The sequence below is a fragment of the Prochlorococcus sp. MIT2308 genome, assembly GCF_059772345.1.
On the sequence record NZ_CM186283.1, the window covers coordinates 1,163,565 to 1,188,122 of the forward strand.

The following is a 24,558-nucleotide window of genomic DNA, read 5'->3' on the forward strand; positions in this document are numbered from 1 at the left end:
GGCTGGAACAGAAAATCTTCATTAAAAATCTTTTATCAGATTACACCGCACTATAAACCCTGGGACAAGTGAGTCGAAATACTAATAGCTAAAGAGCGACTTCCACCCTCAGGGCCCATTCGTTTAGATCCTCTTAAACCAATGGTGTGTCTATCAAAATCAGAATCCAATAAAAACTCCACTCGTTTTGCGAAAGTTCGATAACCTTTTGCGATAGCCACCGAACCTCCCAACAATCGACTTTGACGCTTAGCAAAATTGAAATTAAATTGAGGCCCTTTCCCTGGGAAAGAGACACATGGGATACCTAAACCTACTAATTGTTCTGTAGCTGTTCCCGCATTTGCGATTCCTACTTCTCCCCAATTAGCCCATGAAGAGAATTGTTGAAAACCAATCAATATAAGTAAGGATTTTTTTTTCCATATTTCTGATATCCCTAATTTATCTATTGATTCATCAGTCGGGTTGAAACCTAAATCAACCATTATCAATTTTATTTTTTTACTCATTGAAGAAGAGTTTAAAGGAACAAATATTGCCAAAGGAGATGAAGTTTGAATCAGTTGAGTCGCAATTAAAAGTTTCTTAAAATTCTCATACGCCTCAGGTAAACGACTTCCACATAACAAAATCAAGCGTCTATATGTTTTGAAATCACTTGGACATTCTGTCTTAGCCAGACCATCCATCATCGGATTCCCAGGGGCAATTGCTTCCACTCCATGCCCCCTTAAACCTCTAGCAGTGATTTTGTCTCTTACAGCAACCATCTTGCAGCGACTAGATCGCATCAACCAATATTCCCATGGATCCCACTCGGTTCCTTTTAATCGATGGTAAAAATCGCTCAAAGAGAATCTAGGTCCGCTTGTCCATGTGTAATCACTTTTGGGAGTGCCAACAAACAAATAATCAGCACCACTAGCCCATGCAAAAAGAAGGGGTAATAAATCTCCAACCGCAACAATAATTCTTCCCTGTCTCGCTGATCGATGAATAACAGTCCATTGCCTCCAAAGGCTCCAGAGCAATCCAGCTTTTAAATCTAAAACTAATCCACTAAAACTCTGATTACTAAATCCACCACTTGGTAAAAAACTTAAAGGACCAATCTTGGTAAGCCAGCAATCTGTTGTGAGTTTGTTAAACACTTTTCCCTCTCCAACCATTGGGAGTACTTCTTGGGAAACATCTGGATTAATTTCATGTAATGCTTCCATGATCTGGCAGGCAATCGTATCTTCTCCATGTCCATTACAAAGAAACAAAAGATTTTGTTCGGCTTGGCTGATACGATTTGGATTGGAAATGAATTTTTCATTTTCGGCGGCATGGCCAAGTGGTAAGGCAGAGGATTGCAAATCCTTTATCCCCAGTTCGAATCTGGGTGCCGCCTTTAGTATTGTTCGTTTAATTTTCCTGAGAAAGCCTCCCAGAACAATGCTCCATGTGTAGCGAGTGGCAAGTTTCAAGAAGAGTCAGAAATTGATAATTTGATTTTGTTTCTCGATCGAAATATTGATCATTTTCACATTCTTACAGTAAGTCTTTAAAAGAACCACTAATGAAAACCTGGTAGCCAATCAAAATGCCAAATAGTTTTATCTTATATTCATATCTTTATTTACTATTTCATTCGTTTAAAAATTGGGAAGTAATATTAGTCATGAACTAATATCAAAAACAATAACCAATATAACAGTGACTGATCAAATTGAATTCAGTTCTTTTTTTAAATTATTAAATTCAATAAAAGAAGGAGAATCGGAAAAAATATCTTTATTAGATGAACAAATTAATGAATTTAAAAATGGTACTAATTCTAAAAGTTTTTTAGAAGAGTTGGGATCGATTTATCTAGCGATAGGTGTCACAGAATTATATGTTTTTACGAATCAAAAGGATTTAAAGTCTATCGGTCTGATAGATAAAGAAGGATGGGAAAAATTATCTGAAAAAAACCAACAGGAACTTCCCGTCTTCCTTGCTAATAAAATGATTGAGTACATTAAAGAAAAGAAAAAAGTGAAAGAAATATCAAAAAAATGGAATATTAGAGAAGGTGAAATAAGAAAGCACATAACAAAAATGGCAAGATATATTACTGAGGGGATAATTGATGTTATTGAGTAACTTAATAGGTAAAATCTAAAAAAATTATTTAAGATTCATCATTAATTATCAGATTTGGTCTTTAAATAAAGAGATTTAAAGTTAATATTCATTATCTGCAACGCAAATACCAAGGCACCTTATACCATTACTGGTAGTTCTTCCACAATGATTACATAGTACTTTTTCAATTTTATTTTCACCTACATTACCTTTTTGACTTTCGTGATTACTTTTACTATTCTCCACAGAGAAATCTTTCAATCTGTTTAATTTATTCATGTAAGATACTTGAAAATAGGCTTTTTAGTTAAAGAACAACCGCGAAGTCATGAGTAAGAAAAAAATCGGGATTGGCTTTGGCACTTGGGCGTGGGGAAATAAATTGGTATGGGGCTACAAACCTGAGGTAGATGATATTTTACTAAAAAAAACTTTTTTTGATGCGATTGATGGTGGATTAGATCTTGTTGATACGGCAGATTCATATGGCACAGGAAACTTATTTGGTCAAAGCGAAAAGCTGATTGGCAATTTCCTTGAAGAGTTACCAAAAAGTAAACTAAAAAAAATCACCATTGCAACAAAACTCGCCCCCTTCCCCTGGCGAGTTGGTCGCAATGGCCTCAATTATGCTTTTCAAGAGAGTAATAAGCGGCTTAAAGGACATATGAAAAGAGTACAACTTCATTGGAGTACTTATCGTTATGCGCCTTGGCAAGAAGAGCAATTAATAAATGGCCTAGGAGATTTATACGAAAAAGGTTTAATCAAGGAAATCGGGTTATCGAATACTGGTCCAAAAAGACTAGAATTTTTATATCAAAAACTTAAAGAACGAGGAATAAAAATTAATAGTATACAGATGCAATTTTCATTGTTAACTAAGCCAACTTTAGCAAATGAAAGAATTAAAAATATATGTATTGAGCATGATATAGAATATTTAGCGTATAGTCCACTTGCATTAGGAATACTAACAATTCCACCTAATCAGTCTCCTAAACCTAGAACATTCTTGCGACAAAAGTTATTTGAAAATATTCTTCCTAAAACCATAGAAATGAGAGCACAAATAACTAATATTGCTAAAAAATATTCAGCCTCCCAAGCGCAAGTGGCATTGAATTGGATAAGGTCTCATGGAGCCAAACCAATAGTTGGGATTCGCAATCCCTTACAAGCTAAAGATGCTATTTCAGCACTTAATTGGTCTCTGACCCACAGAGAAAAAGAAAGACTGAATTCTTACAGAAATAAATGTCTTACACATATGCCTCAAAATCCTTTTACTAGTCCATAATTTAAATTAATTATCAGGACTTAAGATCACCTTCATTGAATCGGAAGAGGTTGGAAGAGTAATAACTTTTGCTGGTGGAATTGACTGTGAATTTGAGGGTTTTTCAACTATTTCTTTATCAGTTTCTTTTTCATCTTTAGCACAAGCTTCTAAGGCTTCTCTCAACAATGAGTCAAATGTAGCACCTGGCAATCTATGCCTGGCGACTTCAAGGAATGTGAGTGGTAAAGACTCTGATGCTGCATCTTTTAAAGCAGGATTATTTTTTCGATGTTCTTGCTCATCTTGAATTGCTCGAATAAATCTTAAAGTTACTTCATGCTTGGTAGAAGCTTTGATTAATGTATCATTATCTCTTTGTCCATTATTTGCTTCTTGTTCTAAATCATTAATTCTGCTCTCTAAACTAGTTAGGACTTCATCAGCTTCTTTACCAATATGAGCGAGTTGTCCATCAGACAAGTTTGGCAAATCAGCTACATATACTTTTCCATGATCTCGGAGTGTTAGGAAAGTTGGTCGTGGACCTCCATTTTGTCTCATGCCCGATTCAGCTTGTCCACCTAAAGGTTTTCTAGGTGGTGTTGGACCTGCAGAACTTCTCCTACGCGTAAGACGCTGTTGATTTTCAAAAGGCATAGAACTTAGAGCTAATTAAGATCTGACTTCGCATTACCCGAACTAATATCCGGCTTGCGTTTTTTTACATCTTACTATTTTTTTACCGATATCGAAAATCTTTTTTAACCTTAATTTAAGGTATTAAAAATTGGAATACATAATTTTATAAACCAATGCTATGTGCCTTAATCATGGAATTCCCAATATATCTAAATGCCTTGGATTATTTAAACTGTCTACAACTTGACCAATATTCCAAGCTTCAAAATCATTTTTTGAACATATTTCTAAAGCGGAATTCACTACATTTTTGGGAACAATTAAACAAAAACCTATACCCATATTAAAAGTATTCCAAAGATCAATCTCGGGAATATCACCAGCATTTTGTAACCAAGAAAATATTTCAGGAATTTCCCAACTAGTTATATCTATATGGGGTACTAATCCAGCAGGAAAAACTCTAGGAAGATTTTCTGGTAATCCTCCACCAGTTATATGAGTCATTCCATGAATTGGTAAATTTTCAATCAACAATTTCTCAACAAGTTCAGCATAAATTGCTGTTGGTTTAAGCAAATATTCAATCAAGTTACTTTGATTTTTTCCATATAAAGTATTTTGATCAACATTTGCCATAGAAAGCACTTTACGAACAAGACTAAATCCGTTGCTATGGACTCCATTACTTTTAATCCCAATAATTTGATCTTCAGAATCAATGTGCGAGCCTGTAATTAAGTGATTATTTTCAACGATGCCTACACAAAAACCTGCTAAGTCATATCTTCCTTTGGGATAGAATCCTGGCATTTCAGCCGTTTCGCCTCCCAATAGAGAACAATCAGATTTACTACAACCCTCAGCAATTCCCTCTATAACTTCTGCCAAAGCATCTGGAGTCAAGGTTCCACTTGCGATGTAATCCAAAAAAAATAAAGGCTTAGCGCCATTGGTTATTACATCATTCACGCACATTGCAACTAGGTCAATGCCAACTCCAAAATGACAGTCATATTGTTGGGCTAATTCCAATTTTGTCCCAACACCATCAGTCCCTGATACCAATACAGGACTTTCATAGCCATTTGGAATTTTTATACATCCTCCAAAACCTCCTAAACCTCCAATCACTTCGCTTTTATGAGTTTTTTCAACGCATGATTTAATTTTCTCCACAAATGCTCTTCCAGCAGTAACATCAACTCCCGAAGTTTTGTAATCCATCAGTAAAAAACTTTCATGTTCAAAAGATCTGAATCCTCATATGAAACTCTATATGGAATCAGTATGCAATCAACCTATTTCATTTCAATCATAAGTTTATGAAATTCATTTGTTTACCAACATAGTGGGACAAAAAATCTTCCAAACTAATGCTGAATTAAAAGATTGGCTTAGTGAACAACATTCAGCAATAATTTTCATCCCCACTATGGGAGGGCTTCACCCTGGGCACCAATATTTAATTAAGAAAGCTAAAAAAAGGAAACCCAACAAAAGTCAAATCATTCTTGTAAGTATTTTTGTCAATCCATTGCAATTTAGCAAGGGCGAAGACTACAAAAAATATCCTAGAAATATAACTAGAGATTCTGAATTAGCTTTTAGTGCAGGAGCAGATGCGATTTGGGCTCCAAATTATATTGACGTTTTTCCAGGAGGGGAAGATTCTCATTTCAAAATTCAAGTTCCTAAAACTTTGCACAATCAATTATGTGGTGCTGAAAGAAAAGGACATTTTGATGGAGTTGCTACCGTTATTATTCGTCTCATAAAAATTATCAAACCAGAGAAACTAATTCTTGGAGAAAAAGATTGGCAACAATTACTTATCATTAGAAAACTTTTTCAAGAACTCTCCATACCTATAAAAATTGAATCCTTTTCTACACAAAGAGATCAAAGTGGTTTTGCTTATAGTTCAAGAAATGCTTATCTAAGTCATTCTGAAAGATTAAATGCTCAGGCTTTACCCAATGTAATTCAAGAAGCAAAAGATGATTTTGTTAAAGACAAGATCATAAATCTCAAAAAGATAGACTCCAAACTGAAAGCAAGCAATTTAGAAATCGAATACATAAAAATCGTAGATGCATTTTCATTGCAAGAAAAAAAGAATATAAATGGTATATGTCTTTTAGCCGCAGCAGTAAGGTGTGGTTCTACAAGACTCATTGATCACACTTTTCTTATGCATAGAAAACCAATTATTGCAATTGATGGTCCAGCTGGTGCTGGTAAAAGCACAGTAACGAAAGAATTTGCAAAGAGACTTGGTTTTATTTATTTAGATACTGGTGCAATGTATAGAGCAGTCACTTGGTTAATACTCAAAAATTCGATTGATCCAAATAACCAAGTTGCAATAAAAAACATCTTAAAAGATGTAAAATTAGAGTTTAAAAACTCAAGTTTTGATGAGCAAAGAATATTAATTAACAGCACTGATGTAACAGAAAAAATACGATCACCAGAAGTTACTTCAATGGTTTCTGAAATTGCGAAACAACAATTCGTCAGAGAGTTACTCACAACAAGACAACAAGTTATTGGAGATCATGGAGGTTTGATTGCTGAAGGCAGAGACATAGGAACAGCTGTATTCCCTGAAGCAGATGTAAAAATCTTTCTAACAGCTACTCCAAAAGAAAGGGCAAAACGAAGATCTCTTGACTTAGAAAAAAGAGGTTATGAATACTCCAGCATTGAAGATCTTGAAAAAGAAATTAAAGAAAGAGACAAAAAAGATACAGAAAGAGCAATCGCCCCCCTAAGAAAAGCTCAAGATGCCATAGAACTTGTTACTGATGGACTGAATATTGAAGATGTATTAGAAGAAATGACTTATATTTTTAGATCAAAAATTCCTGAAGAAATCTGGCCAACACCTAATCTATAAGACTATCTATTAACTCTTCAATAGCATCATTCAATAAATCTAGAACCTTGTCGAATCCATTTTGACCTCCATAATAAGGATCAGGAACTTCATCTAATTGTGATTTTTTAGAATAACTTAAAATAAGATTTATTTTTGAATTCATAGTGTGCATATCATCTTTAATTAATGATTTAACAGCATTCAGATTATCTTTATCCATAACAAAAATATGATCAAATTCATATAAATCATTCTCTTTTATTTGTCTCGCTCGACTGGTTAGTTCTATTCCCCTCGATAATGCTGTTGTACGCATTCTTTGATCAGGAAGATTTCCTACATGCCAACTACCAGTTCCTGCGGAATCAACCACAAAAAAATTTTCTAAATCTCTCTCTTTAATTTTTTTATTAAAAATTCCTTCTGCTGCCGGAGAACGACATATATTTCCCAAGCAAACAAAGAGAATTTTTTTTGCCATTTTTTGAATTTATTTATTTTATTTTAGATCAAAAAGGATATTGTTTATATAGCTTTCAGTCCATTTTTCTCCAAAAAAGCCTCTTAACATACCTCTTGCAGGATCTTTTTCAGCCCTGTATCGCATATATTCTTTTTGACCATTTAACATTTTAAAAGATCTTTCCTTAGAAATCATTTTTGCGTCTCTCACTAAATCAAAGAAACAATTCAAGTATTCAACAAAAGCAGGTTTAATTATCTGACTAATTAATTTATCTCCTTCTTCTCCTAATGGAATTCTAGACCAAAGAAAAGCAGGAGAAAAATATTGAATAGCCTCAGAAGGAATATCACCTCCTGTTGGTAGTTTTGATTGCCAATTAGCATGTATAGGTTTTAACTTATCCCAAACATGTTGAGTATGATTTATATCGTCTTTTAAAGCAGGTTGAAGATCTAAAGCAATAAGATGACCATTTGGAAGTGTTACAAAATCGGCTCCAAAAAAAGGTAAATCATAATTATTGAAAGGTGAGATTACCAAATTCATGACAGAAGTGATTTCACCAGCTTGTAGGCAAGCACATCTAGCCTGTCGTATTTTTTCCGTCTTAAGACCCCATGTTTCCAAAATAACTTTTTTAGGATTAGAACTTGACCCAAATAATGATTCTTTGAAAAGAAAAGCATTATTTATCGGATAAGGATTAGGTCCAAAAATAGAAAACTTCTTAATAGTTTCATCTAAGAAATAAGCCCAACGCCAATTACTTATCGAAATAGGGGCAAGACTATTATTTCGGTTACTTTGCATTTAAGAATAAAAATGTAGAATTAACGTTTATAGGGTTAAAGGAAATAAAAATTCATTCATATATTTCTCTGACCATTCTTTGCCAAAAAAGCCAGAAAACAAACCATGAGCAGGATCTTTTTCAGCACTATATTTATTATAATCCATATGCAATAAGCTTATCTCCTGCGATTTAATATAATTTTCATTAACTTTAGATAAATCGAGATTAAACCAATAACATTTAAGAAAAGAACTAAAAACTTTTGGTAAAATTTTGTCTGCTTCAAAATAACCACCTTTGCAAAATAAAGCCCATGGAGAGAAGTACTTACTTGGATCATATATATTACTATTCATATCAGAATTAAACTCATTAAAAGATTTTTTTATACTTTTTAAGCCATCAAAGTACCTATCAAAATATTCTTTATCTTGAACAAGAGGCTGAAAGTCCAGAATAGCAACTAGCTTTTCTTTTTTCTCAAACCATAAAAGATCAATGCCCATAATTGGCATATCATTTTGATCATTCGGATAAGCAACTGAATTTAATACTTGAAGACGATCTCCTGCATCTAATCTGGTCACTCTCCATCTTCGAAATCCAGGAACATCCCATAACCAGCTATTCAGTTTATGATTGCCTTTTATAGAAACGCGTTCACAAAATTCATCCGGAACCATCAAATTCTGACCGCCATGATCAAGAATATTTTTATTTAATTCACTTAAAAGATCATCAAACATATATAGTCATCTCCTCAGAGGATTTAATAATTTTCTTTCTATGTAAGTGATTAAATCAGTTAAAACGAATAAATTCAAACATTTTTACTATTCTAATAGATATCTTAATAGATACTGAATTTAAAGAAAGGAATAATCTTTAGAAAAAATTAATTTCATTACTCAGTACTACCTTTTCGCTTTTTATTTGCAAAAAATCTAAATAAAACTTTTCCAATAGCAGCAATTAAATTTCCTTCTAATTCATTAAAAATATCCATATTGTATTTAAAAGATCTATTAGCTTCTTCAATAATTGAATCTGCTATCTTTTGATCAATCGGAAGATTATCCAAGGTATTTCGATACTTGATTTTAAATTCTTTTTCATCTCTAATGTCCTCAAAAATATAAAAGCTAAGTCCCTCATCCCCAGGAAGATTCATGGCTTTTTTAGTGATGGTTTTCAAAAGCTGTCCCCCAGATAAGTCACCTATATATCTGCTGTAATGATGCCCAATTAAAAGTTCTGGATTATCTTTAGCAATTTGCCTAATTCTTGCTTCATATTCAACAGCTGGCTTAGAGGGTTTTACCAATTCCGACCACTTACTACCAAAGTAGAACGAAAGATCTTGTTCTAATTTTTCCTTGCGAAAAAGCTCTTTAAATCCAATTGGAGAAATTATCGGATGAGAATTTTCACAAAGTTTTTCTATCTCCTCCTCCATCGCAGAGTAAACAAAATATAAATCAGCTAATAAATTTCTGTATGAGGACTTATCAACTACTCCCTTGAGAAAACAACTGATAAAACCTGTATTCTCAGCCATCGTATGAGACTTTTTAGTCCCTTCACGAAGTTGCCTAGCCAAGGCTACTGCCATGAGTTCAAAATCATTTAATCAAAACTTACCACTTAGACATAAGCTCAACATTAGATCTATTAATCCGTGAATAAAAATTATGGCGAATTTTGAAAAGCTCATTGCCCCATCAGAAGGCCAAAAAATTACTTTTGTTGATGGAAACCCAGTAGTCCCAGATAATCCAATTATTCCATTTATCCGAGGTGATGGAACAGGAATAGATATTTGGCCTGCTACACAATTAGTAATTGATCAAGCCATTAAAAAAGCATATGGAAAAAACAGATCCATAGAGTGGTTCAAAATCTATGCGGGTGATGAAGCTTGCGACTTATATGGAACCTATCAATACTTACCAAATGACACTCTTGAAGCGATAAGAACTTACGGCATAGCAATCAAAGGACCTTTAACAACGCCAGTAGGCGGAGGGATACGATCTTTAAACGTATCTTTAAGACAGATTTTTGATTTATATTCATGCGTTAGACCTTGCAAATATTACGAAGGAACTCCAAGCCCTCATAAAAAGCCGCAAGATTTAGATGTAATTGTATATCGAGAAAATACTGAGGATATCTATATGGGCATTGAATGGGAATCTGATGATCCCGAATGCATCAAATTAATTAATCAACTCAATAATGAAATAATTCCAGCCAGCCAAAAACTAAAAAACAGGCAAATTCCTAACGGATCAGGAATCGGAATTAAGCCCGTTAGCAAAAGTGGTAGTCAAAGACACATTAGGCGAGCGATTAAACATGCACTCAATCTTGAGGGGAACAAAAGACACGTGACTTTAGTTCATAAAGGAAATATCATGAAATTTACTGAAGGAGCTTTCAGAGATTGGGGATACGAATTAGCAACCACAGAATTCAGGAATGTATGCGTAACCGAGAGAGAAAGTTGGATTTTAGATAATCTAGAAAAAAATCCTGGCATCACTAATGAGGAGAATGCTGAGTTAATTGATCCAGGTTATTCATCTTTAACAGAAGAGAAAAAAAAAGCTATTTGTGATGAAGTTTATTCAGTTCTCACAAGCATTGGTGCTAGTCATGGCAATGGAAAATGGAAGGACATGGTAATGGTTGATGACCGAATCGCAGATAGTATTTTTCAACAAATTCAAACTCGCCCTCAAGAGTATTCCATCCTTGCAACTCTCAATTTAAATGGTGATTACATTTCAGATGCGGCCGCAGCAATTGTTGGTGGACTGGGGATGGCACCAGGAGCAAACATTGGAGATACGGCGGCTATTTTCGAAGCCACCCATGGAACAGCTCCAAAACATGCAGGTTTAGACAGAATCAATCCAGGTTCAGTAATACTTAGTGGAGTAATGATGCTGGAATATTTAGGTTGGAATGAAGCAGCAAAATTAATTACAAATGGTTTGAGCAAATCTATTTCAGACAAACAAGTTACTTATGATCTAGCACGATTAATGGAACCCCGCGTAGCTCCTCTTAGTTGTAGTGATTTTGCTAAATCAATTATTCAAAGATTTTAATTAAATATTTTTTAAAATCCCCAAAATTAAGGTTTTGACTCCATCAATCTAAATGACTCGAGAAGTGTTTGCGCATCGCCTAGATTACCTGGGAAAGTAACTACTGGTAAATCATATTGATTAGAGTTACTTTTTACTATTGACAATCCTGGTAATATTTGACCTTTTAAATCTACCTGATTAAAATTCAACCCCTTTTGAAGCAAAAGTTGTGTTGTAATACCTCCTTTACTAATAATATAACCAAACTTATTATTTATTTTTCCAACTAGAATCGCCATAAACTCTGCAAGTTCCAATCCAAAATTCATTCTTCTGGAGTAAGAAGAAAACTTAATTTCTTTTCTGGAGGTATATAAAACAGGTACTTTTTTTATATCCAATATATCATCTATTTTCGATAACAATATTTTCTCCAGCTTTAAGATTTCTTCTTGAGAATCTTCTAAAGCAAAAATATCAGCTAATTTACTGACTGGTATTTCTAAACCTTCACAGGAATTATCTTTCATTAAAACCTCTAATTGATCTGTCGCCAATTTCACATGAGAGCCAACCATTATCAAACCTGGCTTATATTCAAACTGATTATTTTTCGATTTTAAAGACACTAAATCTGCATTATCTTGAGGGTTAGGTGGTAATTCAGATAAAGAGTTGATAAAGCTTGCAGCTGTTCTGAAAAGAAATTTTTTTTCTCGAGAAACTACTTTAATCGCCCTAGCTAGGGTTTCTAAATGATGAGGTAATTTAGCATCAACAACTACTGAAATGTTATTTTCTAATTTAGACAAAAAGCTCAAAAGAGATTTAAAGCCATCCTCATTGTTAAAGGCCATGTCTAATTCTTTGATTTCAATATGCAAGATATTTTCCGCCTGTATCTTTCCAAAACTTTTTTCTTCAATCCATTTAGCTAAATCACTAGTAGAAAATCCAAAAATATTATCACGGCCAAAATCCGTCTTATGAACTGGTATTCCATTTAAATAATGAATTCGGTTCTCAGTTGTTCTTCCACCTTCCAAAAAAGCTGGGATGTGAAATGTTGCATGAAATGGTCCTAATTCTTCCGCAAGTATTTCAGGTTCTAAAACACCATGACCACGTAATGTTGAATCTCCTCTACTAATGTAGAAATAATCATCTTTGGAAAACCCTTGTCTTAAAAAAAACTTTTTAATAGATGAGCATATTTCTCTAGTTTTCTGGACAGCCAAAACAGAAGATAAAGATCTGGTATTAGCGAGTATAAATATCAAAGGCGAAGATTTTAGAAATGCTTCCTCTAGAGTTTGTTCATCCCAATTTAATAATAACGGGCATCCATAAACAGTTTGAGATCCAGTTGGATCATCATCAAAAATAATTATTTTCATAATGCATTAATCTATTATTTAATTGACGATTTATTCGTATCTCTCCCAACTTTCAGGGACTTGAATATAAGACTTATTTAAATCGGCAACAGACCCACACCCTAATAGTTTCATTGTTCTCACTATATCCGTTTGAAGAATTTCTATAGCTCTGGCAACACCTTTACCTCCTGCAGCGGCAAGTCCATACGCATAGGCTCTACCTATCAACACTCCTTTCGCGCCAAGACATAATGCTTTCACTACATCACTACCTCTGCGAATACCTCCATCTAGCAACACATCTATCTTTCCATCTACTGCAGCTAAAACTTCTGGCAAAACACGGATCGTGGGAGCAACGCTATCAAGTTGCCTGGCTCCATGATTAGAAATAACGATCGCATCAGCACCTAGCTCTACAGCTTTTTTTGCGTCATCACCGATATGTATTCCTTTAACAATAATTTTTCCACCCCACGCTTCGCGTATCCATTGAAGATCCTCCCAAGTAACAACTGATTGCTCTAAAGCAGGTCCAATTGCCGTATATCTCATAGGGCCATCATCAAGTTGAACATTTGGAAAGCTCATTAAGCCGCCATCACTTAACCATTGAATCATCCAGCATGGTTTAACTAAGATTTGAGGAATATATGGAAGCATTTCAAAAGGATTCATTGATAAAAGCTGTTGTGTTCCTGATCGCATATCTCTTTCCCTTAAACCAGATACGGGCGTATCAATAGTTACGACTATTGCTGAGAATCCTGACTCTTTAGCTCTAGCAATTGTTTTTAACGCGACTTCTTTACCACCTAGCAAATAAAGCTGATACCAAGCTGGACCGTTTGTAGCCGCTTTAACATCCTCCAATAAGCAACCTGAGAGAGTCGACAATGTATAACCTGTTCCGGCTTTTCCTGCCTCTCTAGCCGCAACCACTTCTCCTTGGGGATAAAACATCCTGCTACTCCCTACTGGTCCCAACAAGAAAGGAAGATGAAATTTCTGATCTAAAACAGATATTCCAAGATCACACGATGGAACAGAAACAGCACATCTAGGTCTAAATAGAATTTCATTATATGCGTTGCAATTTTGTGAAAGTGTCTGTTCTCTATCTGCACCACTATCTATATAGTTAAAAACCATCGCCGGTAGACGATTCTTTGCTCTAGACCTGAGGTCCTCTATATTAAGTACGCCTGGAGAGGAAACATCTGCTCCTAACATTATTCATCACAAATTCATGAATGATGAATCTATAATATATTGATCATAGATGCAAAAACGAAAAAAAATATTGAAATATTTGTCATACAAAAATTATAAATTAAAATTTAATTAGTTACAAATTATACGCGGTAATAGTTAGATAACTAAAAAGAATTATACTTAAAAGTAGTAAATAATTCAGTATATTCTTCTGGTTGAATTTCAAGTTTTCGATCTCCAGTTACCAATGAATTCCTTGGACTAGTCCAAGGCTCAAGACAAACCATTTTCCTTGGTGGATCAGTCCATATTACAGTTGTATCCATTGGGTCTTGGTGAATTAATTCAATTACGTTTCTAGATTGAGAATCGTATAGTTTAACCGAACTAGAAGGATAAGAAATGAAATCAACTCCTTTATCTAAAATTCTTATTTGGTCAGAGGAATTCGTAACTTTCATATTTGTTTGATCAATACATTTTTCAGGCAAACCGTCAATCTTTATTTTTTGTAAATTTGAAACTTGAAAGTATGGATGCAGGCCAAAACTAAAGGGCATACAGTCTCGACTCTGATTGTAAATCTTAACAGATATGTGTAGAGCTTTTTCTTGCAAGGAAACGTCCATCAATAAGGTAAAAAAGAAAGGGAAACAAGACAGCGAATCCTTTGTATCAACTAGCTTTAATCTGATTCCTAATTTATCTCCTAATAAATGAATTGACCAAGGTAAATCTCTTGCGAATCCGTGCTGTTTCAAACAATGCTTATTACCACCAATCAAATAACTCTCAGATAAATCTCCACAGATGGGGAAAAGGATAGGTATTCCACCTCTGACACTTTTGTCTTCATCCAGAAAACGATCTAAATCAAAATACAAAAGGTCTTTGCCTTCACTTCGCCATTCAGTAATCAAGCCTCCTCTTTCAGGAACAATTCTTATGGATGAATCACATTCAGTATTTGAGTATTCCCAATGAGGATAAGGGTTTATCCTCTTCGAAAAACTTATGGACATGAGTTAAAGCTCATCAATCCATTCTAAGAGAGCGGAATTAACCTGATCTGGAACTTCATCATGAGGACAATGACCAGCATCTAAAACAACTTCTTTTGTATTTACTGGGGTGTGTTTTTTATAGGTCGCTCGTTTACCAGGTGCATTCATCCAAGGGTCTCGATTGCCCCAAAGCAGTAATAATGGTGCTTTCAACTGAGCAAACAATTCATCCAGTGGTCTTCCCTGAGGTCCTGCAGGATCAAAAACACTTTTGAATACATTGAAAGCCCCAGCATCCAAAGATGGTTTTCGGATAGCTTCTACCAATTCATCATCAACGTTCGATGTGTCTATATAGACTTGCTTCAAGGTACGTTTAATCGTCGAGGGCTGTCTGAGGTTCTCAAAAATTATCCTTTGCAATAAGATATTTTTGAGAAAGATCCCAGCAACAGTTTTTCTAGCAGTAGCCCAAAATCCTTTAGTCGGCTTTTTGTCTTCACTAAAATAACCAGCTGCATTCAATAACACAACACCTGCTGCATCAGTACCTAATGCAGCGCCACTAGCAAGCGCTGCATATCCCCCAAGAGAGTTGCCCACAAGAATTGTGGGTCTCCGAATGTTTTCTTTTACGTACGAGACTATTTGATCTCTCCAAAGCGGACCTCCATAAGAAAGACCTCCGGGTTTAGAACTTTTACCAAAGCCCAGAAGATCCAAGGCATGAACTTCATACTGCTTCCCGAGTACCGGTAAGTTATGCCTCCAATGTTTTGTTGATGCACCAAAGCCATGTATTAAAAGAATCGCCGGCCCTTTTTCCTTGTCAGTCTTGTTTTTGTGCGAAGCAGGTATAATGCTCAAACTGTGAACATAATGTCCTAAGAATTTCCATTCAGAAAGATTTTTTTCTACTACTGAGGAAACCATTTAAGAATAAACCCGATCTGACTAATTTTAGTAAATCATTGATAAGAATAGATTGGTAATTTTATTTCTTTTTTTCGAAATTTCCTCACCTAAAAAAATTAGCAATTTAAAAATTTTCAGACTAACCCCACCGGATCCGCAGCAACCTCATCAGGAATGGAATTACCTCCTGAAGGTGGCTTATCCTTCAGGACAACTCTAAGTAGAACAGGAGCCAAAAATGTTGTTCCAATGACCATCAACAAAATCGCAGCCTCCAGAGAGGGGGTAAGCAAACCAGCACTTGTTCCCAAGCCAAGAAAAATCAATCCAACTTCTCCTCTAGGCATCATTCCCAAACCAACAACTAATCGATTTGTTGGTTTATCAATAATAAATGACCATCCAGCTGCAATTTTTCCAACAATTGCGACAAGAAAAAGGAAACCTGCCACAACTAAAGCAGATCGACTCTCGGGATCTAAAGGGTTGATTACTGAAAGATCCATTCCAGCACCAACTAATACGAAAAAAATTGTTGCGAATAGTGAAACCAAGGGCAAAACAGATTGTTGTATGGCGTGATTATTCTTTGAGCTACTGAGAATCAACCCTGCTGCGAAAGCCCCTAATGCTGCTTCTAGACCAATTGCAGTGGCAATGAAACAACTTAAAACCAATATCACAAAAGATGCGACTACAACCGCACCTGGCGCTTTTAGCCTTTCTAATAACCAATCAAAAGCTGGAGCGGCTGTTCTACTCAAGGCAATTGCAGCAATGACAAAAACAGTTGCAGCCAATACCAACTTGACAATAGGTGCTATTTGAAGCGAACCCCCTGTCGCAAGAGCAACTACAACGGCAAGAATCACAATTCCAAGAATGTCATCCAGCACGGCTGCACCGATAACAATCTGACCCTCACGCGTTTTTAAATATCCAAGCTCACCAAAAACACTTGCTGTTATCCCTATGCTCGTAGCTGTCATGGATGCACCAGCAAATATCGCAGGAATAATATCTACTTGGAAAATAAACATTAATCCAAAGGTTCCAAAAGCGAATGGCAAAATCACTCCTGCCATTGCAACTGTGAAGGCTTGTGCTCCCACTGCCACTAATTCTTCTAATTCACTCTCTAAACCAGTAAGAAATAGCAATGCATAAAGCCCTAATGTTGCGACTGCCTGTAATGAAGGAAAAGTTTCAAAATAGATATCCGGAACTGCTTCTTTTGGTATTGATGCAAGAGAACTTATCAGAGATACAAAGCCTTGATTTAATTCAGCATGTGCACTGGGCGGCAATAAAAGATGTAATCCTGAGGCACCAATTAAAACCCCTGCAAGAAGTTCTCCAACAATTGTAGGCAAACTTAGTCGCACTAAGATTTCTGCCAAAGTCCTTGCAGCCACGAAAATCATTAAGAAGTTAATGACCCCAATTAGAGTTTCCGCGACCTCTACATCATGTGTATTTAGTACAGAGACTAAAGGAGTTAATACCATCAGGGGTCCAGAAAAAGCCTTTACTTACATGACATAAATTACCTAATCATGGGGCCTGTTTGGTTTAAGTATCAAAGGTGACTTAATCAATAAGGTGTGGATCTGAAGTTACTAACAGCTTACTGGGTCGATATTGGCTAGCGTCCAAAGACATTTGATGCCTTTATGAGCAGCTCCCAGTCTATAGATCTGCGTCTGCCGACCCCAGGATGCTATGCAGATCCTGTTAGGGCAGGCATGGATGCTGATGCAGTCTTCGATGGAATGACTGAGCATCTTTTTTTCACTCTCGGCAAACTCGCTACATCCGCAAGTCTTCGAGATCTCTACATGGCTTTAAGTTTTGCTGTTAGAGACAGATTGATGAGCAGATATCTCACAAGTCAGGAGACAATACGAGCAAGACCTCAAAAAACAGTCGCATATCTTTCCGCTGAATTTCTGATAGGACCTCAACTAAATAATAATTTGTTAAATCTAGGGATAAAAAAAGAAGCAGAAGAAGCTCTTAAAAGGTTTGGAATTGAATCTCTAAATGACATTTTGGAAGTCGAGGAAGAGCCTGGACTTGGAAATGGAGGTTTGGGTAGACTGGCAGCTTGCTATATGGAGTCACTCGCAAGTCTTCAGGTCCCTGCGGTTGGTTATGGAATAAGGTACGAATTTGGCATTTTCAACCAATTAATCAGAGATGGTTGGCAAGTGGAAGTTACTGATAAATGGCTGAAAGGAGGGTGGCCTTGGGAATTGCCACAACCAGACGAAGCTTGTTTAGTCGGTTTTGGTGGACAGACAGAGAGTTACACAGACGATAATGGAAATTATCGATCGAGATGGATTCCAAGCGAACATGCGATAGGTGTTCCACATGATGTACCTGTACTTGGTTATCGAGTTAACAGTTGTGATCGCTTGAGGTTATGGAGAGCTGATGCAACCGAAAGTTTTGATTTTTATGCTTTCAACATTGGAGATTACTACGGTGCTGTTGAAGAGAAAGTAGCCTCAGAAACCCTTTCAAAGGTGTTATATCCGAATGATGGAACTGATGAAGGAAGAAGATTGCGCTTGAAGCAACAGCACTTTTTTGTAAGTTGTTCTCTTCAAGATATGCTGAGAAGTTTAGAAAAGCGATCAATACCTGTCGATGAATTTCCAGATCATTGGACTGTTCAACTTAATGACACCCATCCAGCAATTGCTGTCGCTGAGTTAATGAGACTTTTAATCGATCAACATCGATTGGATTGGGATAAAGCCTGGGAAATCACTAATAGATCTGTTGCTTACACAAACCATACTTTGCTACCTGAAGCTCTTGAGAAATGGGACCTCAGCCTTTTTAGAAATTTATTACCCAGGCATCTGGAACTTATATATGAGATAAACAGGAGATTTCTACAACAAGTAAGACTTAAGTATCCAGGAAACGATTCGATTTTACGTAAACTTTCAATTATTGATGAAGAGGGTGGAAAAGCCATACGAATGGCTCATTTAGCGACAATTGGAGCACATCATGTAAATGGAGTAGCTGCATTACATTCAGATTTAATCAAGAGGCAATTACTACCTGAATTTGCAGATCTGTGGCCTGAAAAATTCACCAACGTCACAAACGGAGTAACCCCTCGTAGATGGGTTGCTCTAGCAAATCCTGAACTTTCTAAACTTCTTGACAAAGAAATTGGTCCCAATTGGATTACCAATATGGATCTATTACGTGAATTAGAAAAAAAAGAAAATGACTCTAATTTTTTAGATCTGTTTGCTTCAGCCAAATTATCTGGCAAAAGAAAACTTGCTGGTTACATACATCGACAAACTGGTGTTCTTGTTGATCCATCGAGTTTATTTGATGTTCAAGTTAAAAGAATTCACCAATATAAAAGACAGCATTTAAATGCTTTGCAAGTCATTGCTCAATATCTGAGGATTAAAAATGGATTAACAAAAAATATTGCACCCCGTACGATCATTTTTGGGGGTAAAGCTGCGCCAGGTTATTTCATGGCGAAATTAATGATTCGATTCATAAATGGCATAGCTGATGTAGTTAATGCAGATCCAGATATGGAGGGATTACTAAGGGTAGTTTTTCTGCCTGATTACAATGTAAAACTAGGAGAGCAAGTATATCCAGCGACTGATCTTTCCGAACAAATTTCAACTGCTGGCAAAGAAGCTTCAGGAACTGGAAATATGAAATTCGCCATGAATGGTGCCTTAACAATTGGAACCCTTGATGGAGCAAATGTAGAAATCAGAGAAAGAGTAGGAGAAGAAAACTTCTTTTTGTTTGGAAAAACAGAGTCAGAGATCATGGAATTAAGAGACCAAGGGTATCGTCCAAATAACTTTATTTCCAAATCAAATGAACTACAAGAGACTCTAAAATTAATAGAAGTTGGGCATTTTAGTAATGGTGATAGTGAGCTATTTAAACCGATAATTAATATTTTGACTGGGAATGATCCTTTCTTTGTTATGGCAGATTTTGATGATTACCTTCGTGCACAAGATGAGGTTAGTAAGGCCTGGAAAAAGAGTCAAAAATGGAATCGCATGGCATTATTAAATACTGCAAGATCAGGTTTTTTCTCATCAGACAGATCTATTAGGGAATATTGTAAATCTATCTGGAAAGTTAAACCGTTACCAGTAGAAATAAGTTGTGAAAAATAAATCCCTACTTTTCAGGCAAGTCAGGGGTTTGATGCAATAATCTATTTAATCTTAATCTGTCAATATTTAACGGGTCTGGAGCCAGTTCACCAGCAACCTCTCTAAATATATCCTCAACTTCCTCGGAAACTTTAACATCGAAAACTCTTTCCATTAAAGCCTCAATGGAATATAGATGAGCATTAACATTCTCTAGATCAGAGATTACATGTGTAATAGATTTATCTTTTTTCTCAATAGACCCTATGTGACTATTTTCCTCAGATTTATTGGATGAATTTGAATTAATTTTTTTTTGCAACTCTTCTAAAACTCTTCCACATAATGTTCTAAAAGATTGAAGAGCAGCCCAATTAATCTCTTGTTGTTTACGCAAAGTGGGAAATTCTCTAATCAAACGATCATGTTCCCGATAAAATCTTTGGCAATCTGGACATTGGCATGGTTCTTCAGGCACCTTGATCAAGGCAGCTCATAACCATGATTGCATTTTTTAGGCCCTCATAGGGGGCTCATCATTAAAGAAGTCTCCTTCGACATCATTATTATCAGCATCCGAGCTTTCAGGCAAAGGTATTTCAACGCTTGTAACCACTTGAATGACATCACGTAATCTCATTGAGTCTGCGAACCATCCCATGGCTTGTTCTGTATCACCTCTTCCTTCTGCATCATTAGCTTGATCTTCGTGTGCTTCAGCCAAAAGTGTTAACCAACATAAGCATCTAGCTTGAACAATTGATAAATCTAAATCACTTGGTTGCGATTTAGATATTTGCTCACTCTCTTGTTGAACAAGTAATCGCAAGCGAAGATCGTGAAGCTGGGCCATCTTGACTGATTCACTACATCAACGCTAGCGAGAGAGTAAGGATTTTGCACACCCACCACATATAGGACTACATATTTTTAGTTTTAATTCCTTTTTCGCACGGGGCTGGCGGGACTCGAACCCACGACCTACGGTTTAGGAAACCGTCGCTCTATCCAACTGAGCTACAGCCCCCTGAAATTAATTATGCCTTGAGGCATGATGGAGTGGAAAGCAGGGGAGGTGATCGCAATTGAACTTCAGCAAAAAGCTGAAGCATTGATTGAGGAAAGTCCGGGCTCCTATTTGGCCAGGCTTGCTGGGTAATTCCCAGTGCGGGTGACCGTGAGGATAGTGCCACAGAAACACACCGCCTAATGCTTAATGGGGAAATCCCAACAAGCGCGGCAAGGGTGCAAAGGTGCGGTAAGAGCGCACCAGCAGCATCGAGAGGTGCTGGCTAGGTAAACCCCGGCTAGGAGCAAGGCGGGGGACTCTGGATGGCCATAGACCTTGTCCCCAAGGAGAGCCGCTCGAGGCTATCGGCAACGTTAGTCCCAGATAGATGATTACCCATTCACTTTCTAAAGAAAGAAGAATGAACAGAACCCGGCTTATGACCTGCTTTCACTTAATTAATCAAACACAAAGAAATTTCAGGCAATCCCTATTTTTTCATAAATTAAATTATTTGCTTTAAATAATTATGCAAATTTCAATTCAAAGAATAGAAGAGATAATTAATTTTTTAAAAGATCTCAATCTAGATCCAAAATATCAAAAAGAATTTACCAAAAAAAAAATAAAGAATATTTTATATATTAATGAATCACTAACACATAGTTCAGCGAATAATGAAATTAATTATGAGAATCTTGAATTTCTTGGAGATGCAGTATTAAGACTGATTGCATCAGATTTCATAAAAAATAAATATCCATATATGCAAGTTGGAGAAAGGTCTGAACTTCGTTCTCATCTTGTAAGTGATCAGTGGTTAACGGAAGTTGGTAATAAAATAAACATAAAAAGTGTATTATTAATTGGCAAGAAAGCAATCAGAGATAAATCAGCAAATGCAACTATTCAAGCAGAGGCAACTGAGGCATTAATAGGAGCTTTGTATGAAAGTCTTGCTCTTCTAGATCCTATAAAAAATTGGCTTCTTCCATTCTGGGATGAAACTAGTAAAGAAGTTCTAGCTGATCCTCACAAGAAAAATTACAAATCAGCTCTTCAAGAATTGACCCAAAGTGAAGGATTATCTATGCCCGTTTATAAAACAATTGAAGTAGATAAAAAGCATGACAATCCAAAACGATTTTTTTGCACTGTTTATATCAAAAATCTATCAATAGCAGAAGGCATGGGAAAGTCAATCAAACAAGCAGAGAAAGATGCCGCAAAGAAAGCTCTAAAGCAACTTGATGATAATTTTATTAAGCAAGTCAGAAAGTAACAATGTAATTAGTTTGCAAAGTATTCATTAACTTTTAACAAGATCTTTTAAAGGTAGTGTCAATAATTTATCCCAATTACCACCCTCAAAAAGCACCGCCGCTTTATTACCACTTATTCTTTGAACAAAGCCTTCGTAACCATTATAAATTGACTCTTGGTTATTTACAGTTACTGTTGTCCCAGGGAGAATAAGGTCTTTTGAATCAGTCATAATTAAACATATTAAAATAAACTTCTAAAAAGTCTACTTATAAGAATGATCGAAAAAGATAAATGGATGTCAATTGGTGAAATTGTTGCTCCGCAGGGTTTAAAAGGCGATATTCGAATCAAACCTAGCAGTGAATTTCCTGAGAGGTTTACAAAACCGGGAAAACGTTGGATTCAAAAAAATAACGAATTGCCCACGGAAATTAATTTAACGAAAGGAACGCTTATTCCAGGTAAATCAATCTATGTACTCTCTATCGAAGAAGTATCTAATAGGAGTTCAGCAGAGAAAATTGTTGGATGGAAATTAGTCATACCAATAGATAGCAGACCAAAATTGAGTCAAGATGAGTACCATTATTTTGATTTGATTGGTTTAGAAGCAAGAAAAGGTCCAAAAAAAACTTTAATTGGTTATGTAACTGACTTAATCAAGGGAGGGAACGACCTCCTAGAGATAGAGTTGTTAGAAGGTAAAAAAGTTTTGGTACCTTTTGTAAAAGAAATTATCCCAGAAATAGAAATCAAAGAAAAATGGCTGCTCATCAATCCACCCCCAGGCTTATTGGAACTCTAAAAATCATTCAGATTTTTAATCATTGCTTCAAGAATGGTTTACAAATTTCTTCATGGAAATAAATCCTAACTCAATAATTCCTGTAATTCTCAGTGGAGGATCAGGAACAAGATTGTGGCCACTTTCAAGAGAAAGTTATCCAAAGCAGTTTCTAGCACTAGATTCACGAAAGAAACAAACTCTTTTACAAAGCACTTATGAAAGGCTTCTAGGTTTAGAGGGTCTTGAAAAACCGATTTTGATATGTAACGAAGATCATAGATTTATAGTTGCAGAGCAATTTAGAGAACTAAATACAACTCCCCAAGCAATTATTCTCGAACCAGAAGGTCGAAATACTGCTCCAGCGATAGCTGTGGCTGCGCTTCAAGCAATTTCTTTAGGTAAAGATCCTTTGCTTTTAATTTTAGCGGCGGATCATTTAATAGAAAATATCGATGAATTCAAAAGAGTAATTCAATCAGCAAAAACATATGCAAATAAAGGCAGACTAGTGACTTTTGGTATCATTCCAACATGCGCAGAAACAGGTTACGGTTATATTGAAGCCAAAGAATCACCTAATCAAGAAGATCAAACAAAAGGACTAGAAATAAAAAAATTCATAGAAAAACCTAATAAAGATCTTGCCGAGAAACTAATCAAAGATTCTCGTTATACTTGGAATAGTGGTATGTTTCTTTTTAAAGCGAGTTCGATAATAAAAGAATTAGAAAAATTTTCGCCAGAAATAATTAATTATTGCAAGATTGCTATTGAGAAAGATGTATTAGATCTTGATTTTCTAAGATTAGAACCAAAGTCATTTAAGAAATGTCCAAAAGTATCTCTAGATATTGCTGTAATGGAAAAAACGAAATTAGGAACGGTTCTTCCATTAAATGTTGGATGGAGTGACATAGGAAGTTGGAAATCCTTATGGGATATCAGTCAAAAAAATAATGATGGTAACTATATAAATGGGAGAATAATAGCTGAAAAAAGTAAAAACTGTTTTTTACAAAGCGAACAGCGTCTTATAATAGGAATAGGGATAGAAAATCTAATAGTTGTTGATACAAGCGACGCTATATTAGTAGCAAGTAAAGATCAATCTCAAAACATTGGAAATATCATAAAAAGATTAAGTTCAACAGATTTTCCGGAAGGTAAAGTTCACAGAAAAATTTATAGACCCTGGGGAAATTACACTACAATAGTTGAGGGGAAAAGATGGCTAGTTAAACTGATAGAAGTAAAGCCAAAAGCCTCTCTTTCTTTACAAATGCATCACCATAGAGCTGAACATTGGGTAGTAGTTAATGGAACAGCATTGATAGAAAAGAATGGGGAAAAACAACTTTTAAGTGAAAATGAAAGTACATTTATTCCTTTAGGTTGCAAACATAGATTAAGCAATCCAGGAAGGTTGAAGCTTGAGCTTATTGAAGTGCAAAGTGGTACTTATTTAGACGAAGATGATATTGTCCGTTTTGAAGATTCCTACGGCAGAATAAAAAATATTAGTTGATAA

24 protein-coding genes, 2 tRNA genes and 1 other RNA gene are annotated in these 24,558 nt (G+C 35.7%); 10 read left to right on the forward strand and 17 right to left on the reverse strand.

The genetic code is table 11. From position 1 onward, the window contains the following. Positions 1 to 50: 50 nt before the first annotated feature. A complete protein-coding gene (locus AC6EIW_RS06885; protein WP_498519947.1) occupies positions 51 to 1,223 on the reverse strand; it encodes a lipid-A-disaccharide synthase-related protein in 1,173 nt (390 codons plus the stop codon). Between the two features lie 105 nt (positions 1,224 to 1,328). Between AC6EIW_RS06885 and AC6EIW_RS06890 the strand changes: the two genes are divergently transcribed. Together AC6EIW_RS06890 and AC6EIW_RS06895 are read left to right on the forward strand one after the other, a co-directional pair. Further along, positions 1,329 to 1,399, forward strand: a tRNA-Cys gene (locus AC6EIW_RS06890). 251 nt (positions 1,400 to 1,650) lie between these two features. After that, positions 1,651 to 2,136 (forward strand): hypothetical protein, encoded by a 486-nt coding sequence (locus tag AC6EIW_RS06895; RefSeq protein ID WP_498519948.1) that lies wholly within the window; start codon positions 1,651 to 1,653, stop codon positions 2,134 to 2,136. 81 nt (positions 2,137 to 2,217) lie between these two features. On the opposite strand, the gene AC6EIW_RS06900 is transcribed toward AC6EIW_RS06895, so the two are convergent. After that, complete coding sequence (locus AC6EIW_RS06900; protein ID WP_498519949.1) at positions 2,218 to 2,397, reverse strand: DUF8639 family protein; 180 nt, start codon at positions 2,395 to 2,397, stop codon at positions 2,218 to 2,220. A gap of 49 nt (positions 2,398 to 2,446) precedes the next feature. Here AC6EIW_RS06900 and AC6EIW_RS06905 point away from each other — a divergent pair, with 49 nt between their 5' ends. Continuing rightward, on the forward strand, positions 2,447 to 3,418 hold the full coding sequence (locus tag AC6EIW_RS06905; protein WP_498519950.1) for an aldo/keto reductase: 972 nt from the start codon (positions 2,447 to 2,449) through the stop codon (positions 3,416 to 3,418). 6 nt (positions 3,419 to 3,424) lie between these two features. Here AC6EIW_RS06905 and AC6EIW_RS06910 read toward each other — a convergent pair whose 3' ends face one another. Together AC6EIW_RS06910 and purM are read right to left on the reverse strand one after the other, a co-directional pair. After that, complete coding sequence (locus AC6EIW_RS06910; protein ID WP_498519951.1) at positions 3,425 to 4,057, reverse strand: DUF8655 family protein; 633 nt, start codon at positions 4,055 to 4,057, stop codon at positions 3,425 to 3,427. A gap of 171 nt (positions 4,058 to 4,228) precedes the next feature. Beyond that, positions 4,229 to 5,266, reverse strand: a complete 1,038-nt coding sequence (purM, locus tag AC6EIW_RS06915; RefSeq protein WP_498519952.1) for a phosphoribosylformylglycinamidine cyclo-ligase — start codon at positions 5,264 to 5,266, stop codon at positions 4,229 to 4,231. A gap of 124 nt (positions 5,267 to 5,390) precedes the next feature. Here purM and AC6EIW_RS06920 point away from each other — a divergent pair, with 124 nt between their 5' ends. Then, the gene (locus AC6EIW_RS06920; RefSeq protein ID WP_498519953.1) at positions 5,391 to 6,941 is read left to right on the forward strand and encodes a bifunctional pantoate--beta-alanine ligase/(d)CMP kinase; all 1,551 of its coding nucleotides are present in this window, start codon (positions 5,391 to 5,393) and stop codon (positions 6,939 to 6,941) included. Here the strand turns inward: AC6EIW_RS06920 and AC6EIW_RS06925 are convergent. The 4 genes from AC6EIW_RS06925 to AC6EIW_RS06940 all read right to left on the reverse strand — a co-directional run bounded on the left by AC6EIW_RS06925 (position 6,931) and on the right by AC6EIW_RS06940 (position 9,794). Next, positions 6,931 to 7,404 carry a low molecular weight protein-tyrosine-phosphatase gene (locus tag AC6EIW_RS06925; RefSeq protein ID WP_498519954.1) on the reverse strand — a complete coding sequence of 158 codons (474 nt, stop codon included), beginning with the start codon at positions 7,402 to 7,404 and terminating at the stop codon, positions 6,931 to 6,933. The genes AC6EIW_RS06920 and AC6EIW_RS06925 overlap by 11 nt on opposite strands. A gap of 18 nt (positions 7,405 to 7,422) precedes the next feature. Continuing rightward, a complete protein-coding gene (locus AC6EIW_RS06930; protein ID WP_498519955.1) occupies positions 7,423 to 8,199 on the reverse strand; it encodes a phycoerythrobilin:ferredoxin oxidoreductase in 777 nt (258 codons plus the stop codon). A gap of 27 nt (positions 8,200 to 8,226) precedes the next feature. After that, the gene (locus tag AC6EIW_RS06935) at positions 8,227 to 8,928 is read right to left on the reverse strand and encodes a 15,16-dihydrobiliverdin:ferredoxin oxidoreductase (RefSeq protein WP_498519956.1); all 702 of its coding nucleotides are present in this window, start codon (positions 8,926 to 8,928) and stop codon (positions 8,227 to 8,229) included. Between the two features lie 158 nt (positions 8,929 to 9,086). Further along, positions 9,087 to 9,794, reverse strand: a complete 708-nt coding sequence (locus AC6EIW_RS06940; RefSeq protein ID WP_498519957.1) for a biliverdin-producing heme oxygenase — start codon at positions 9,792 to 9,794, stop codon at positions 9,087 to 9,089. 79 nt (positions 9,795 to 9,873) lie between these two features. On the opposite strand from AC6EIW_RS06940, the gene AC6EIW_RS06945 reads away from it, so the two are divergent. Then, positions 9,874 to 11,298, forward strand: coding sequence for an NADP-dependent isocitrate dehydrogenase (locus AC6EIW_RS06945; protein WP_498519958.1), 1,425 nt, complete (start codon positions 9,874 to 9,876; stop codon positions 11,296 to 11,298). Between the two features lie 26 nt (positions 11,299 to 11,324). On the opposite strand, the gene AC6EIW_RS06950 is transcribed toward AC6EIW_RS06945, so the two are convergent. From AC6EIW_RS06950 to AC6EIW_RS06970, 5 genes are all read right to left on the reverse strand, one after another. Beyond that, positions 11,325 to 12,677 (reverse strand): four-carbon acid sugar kinase family protein, encoded by a 1,353-nt coding sequence (locus AC6EIW_RS06950; RefSeq protein ID WP_498519959.1) that lies wholly within the window; start codon positions 12,675 to 12,677, stop codon positions 11,325 to 11,327. 30 nt (positions 12,678 to 12,707) lie between these two features. Next, positions 12,708 to 13,892 carry an alpha-hydroxy acid oxidase gene (locus AC6EIW_RS06955; RefSeq protein WP_498519960.1) on the reverse strand — a complete coding sequence of 395 codons (1,185 nt, stop codon included), beginning with the start codon at positions 13,890 to 13,892 and terminating at the stop codon, positions 12,708 to 12,710. A 146-nt stretch (positions 13,893 to 14,038) separates the two neighbouring features. Continuing rightward, positions 14,039 to 14,896 (reverse strand): aldose epimerase family protein, encoded by an 858-nt coding sequence (locus tag AC6EIW_RS06960; protein WP_498519961.1) that lies wholly within the window; start codon positions 14,894 to 14,896, stop codon positions 14,039 to 14,041. A 3-nt stretch (positions 14,897 to 14,899) separates the two neighbouring features. Beyond that, positions 14,900 to 15,811: an alpha/beta fold hydrolase gene (locus tag AC6EIW_RS06965; protein ID WP_498519962.1), complete on the reverse strand. Its 912-nt coding sequence runs from the start codon at positions 15,809 to 15,811 to the stop codon at positions 14,900 to 14,902. Between the two features lie 116 nt (positions 15,812 to 15,927). Next, a complete protein-coding gene (locus tag AC6EIW_RS06970; protein WP_498519963.1) occupies positions 15,928 to 17,301 on the reverse strand; it encodes a cation:proton antiporter in 1,374 nt (457 codons plus the stop codon). Between the two features lie 165 nt (positions 17,302 to 17,466). On the opposite strand from AC6EIW_RS06970, the gene AC6EIW_RS06975 reads away from it, so the two are divergent. After that, positions 17,467 to 19,986, forward strand: a complete 2,520-nt coding sequence (locus tag AC6EIW_RS06975) for a glycogen/starch/alpha-glucan phosphorylase (RefSeq protein ID WP_498519964.1) — start codon at positions 17,467 to 17,469, stop codon at positions 19,984 to 19,986. A 4-nt stretch (positions 19,987 to 19,990) separates the two neighbouring features. Here the strand turns inward: AC6EIW_RS06975 and AC6EIW_RS06980 are convergent, their stop codons facing one another. The 3 genes from AC6EIW_RS06980 to AC6EIW_RS06990 all read right to left on the reverse strand — a co-directional run bounded on the left by AC6EIW_RS06980 (position 19,991) and on the right by AC6EIW_RS06990 (position 20,992). Beyond that, the gene (locus AC6EIW_RS06980; protein ID WP_498519965.1) at positions 19,991 to 20,443 is read right to left on the reverse strand and encodes a DUF8661 family protein; all 453 of its coding nucleotides are present in this window, start codon (positions 20,441 to 20,443) and stop codon (positions 19,991 to 19,993) included. Between the two features lie 36 nt (positions 20,444 to 20,479). Next, positions 20,480 to 20,818 (reverse strand): DUF8670 family protein, encoded by a 339-nt coding sequence (locus AC6EIW_RS06985; RefSeq protein ID WP_498461623.1) that lies wholly within the window; start codon positions 20,816 to 20,818, stop codon positions 20,480 to 20,482. Between the two features lie 100 nt (positions 20,819 to 20,918). Continuing rightward, positions 20,919 to 20,992: transfer RNA gene (locus tag AC6EIW_RS06990), tRNA-Arg, on the reverse strand. Positions 20,993 to 21,027: 35 nt separating this feature from the next. Between AC6EIW_RS06990 and rnpB the strand changes: the two genes are divergently transcribed. Beyond that, positions 21,028 to 21,430: RNase P RNA component class A (gene rnpB / locus AC6EIW_RS06995), an RNA gene on the forward strand. Positions 21,431 to 21,503: 73 nt separating this feature from the next. After that, positions 21,504 to 22,256, forward strand: coding sequence for a ribonuclease III (rnc, locus tag AC6EIW_RS07000; protein ID WP_498519966.1), 753 nt, complete (start codon positions 21,504 to 21,506; stop codon positions 22,254 to 22,256). Positions 22,257 to 22,283: 27 nt separating this feature from the next. On the opposite strand, the gene AC6EIW_RS07005 is transcribed toward rnc, so the two are convergent. Continuing rightward, positions 22,284 to 22,469 (reverse strand): NAD(P)H dehydrogenase subunit NdhS, encoded by a 186-nt coding sequence (locus AC6EIW_RS07005; RefSeq protein ID WP_498461625.1) that lies wholly within the window; start codon positions 22,467 to 22,469, stop codon positions 22,284 to 22,286. 45 nt (positions 22,470 to 22,514) lie between these two features. Here AC6EIW_RS07005 and rimM point away from each other — a divergent pair, with 45 nt between their 5' ends. Next, positions 22,515 to 23,045: a ribosome maturation factor RimM gene (rimM, locus tag AC6EIW_RS07010; protein WP_498519967.1), complete on the forward strand. Its 531-nt coding sequence runs from the start codon at positions 22,515 to 22,517 to the stop codon at positions 23,043 to 23,045. Positions 23,046 to 23,097: 52 nt separating this feature from the next. Continuing rightward, positions 23,098 to 24,555: a mannose-1-phosphate guanylyltransferase/mannose-6-phosphate isomerase gene (locus AC6EIW_RS07015; RefSeq protein ID WP_498519968.1), complete on the forward strand. Its 1,458-nt coding sequence runs from the start codon at positions 23,098 to 23,100 to the stop codon at positions 24,553 to 24,555. Positions 24,556 to 24,558: the final 3 nt, after the last annotated feature.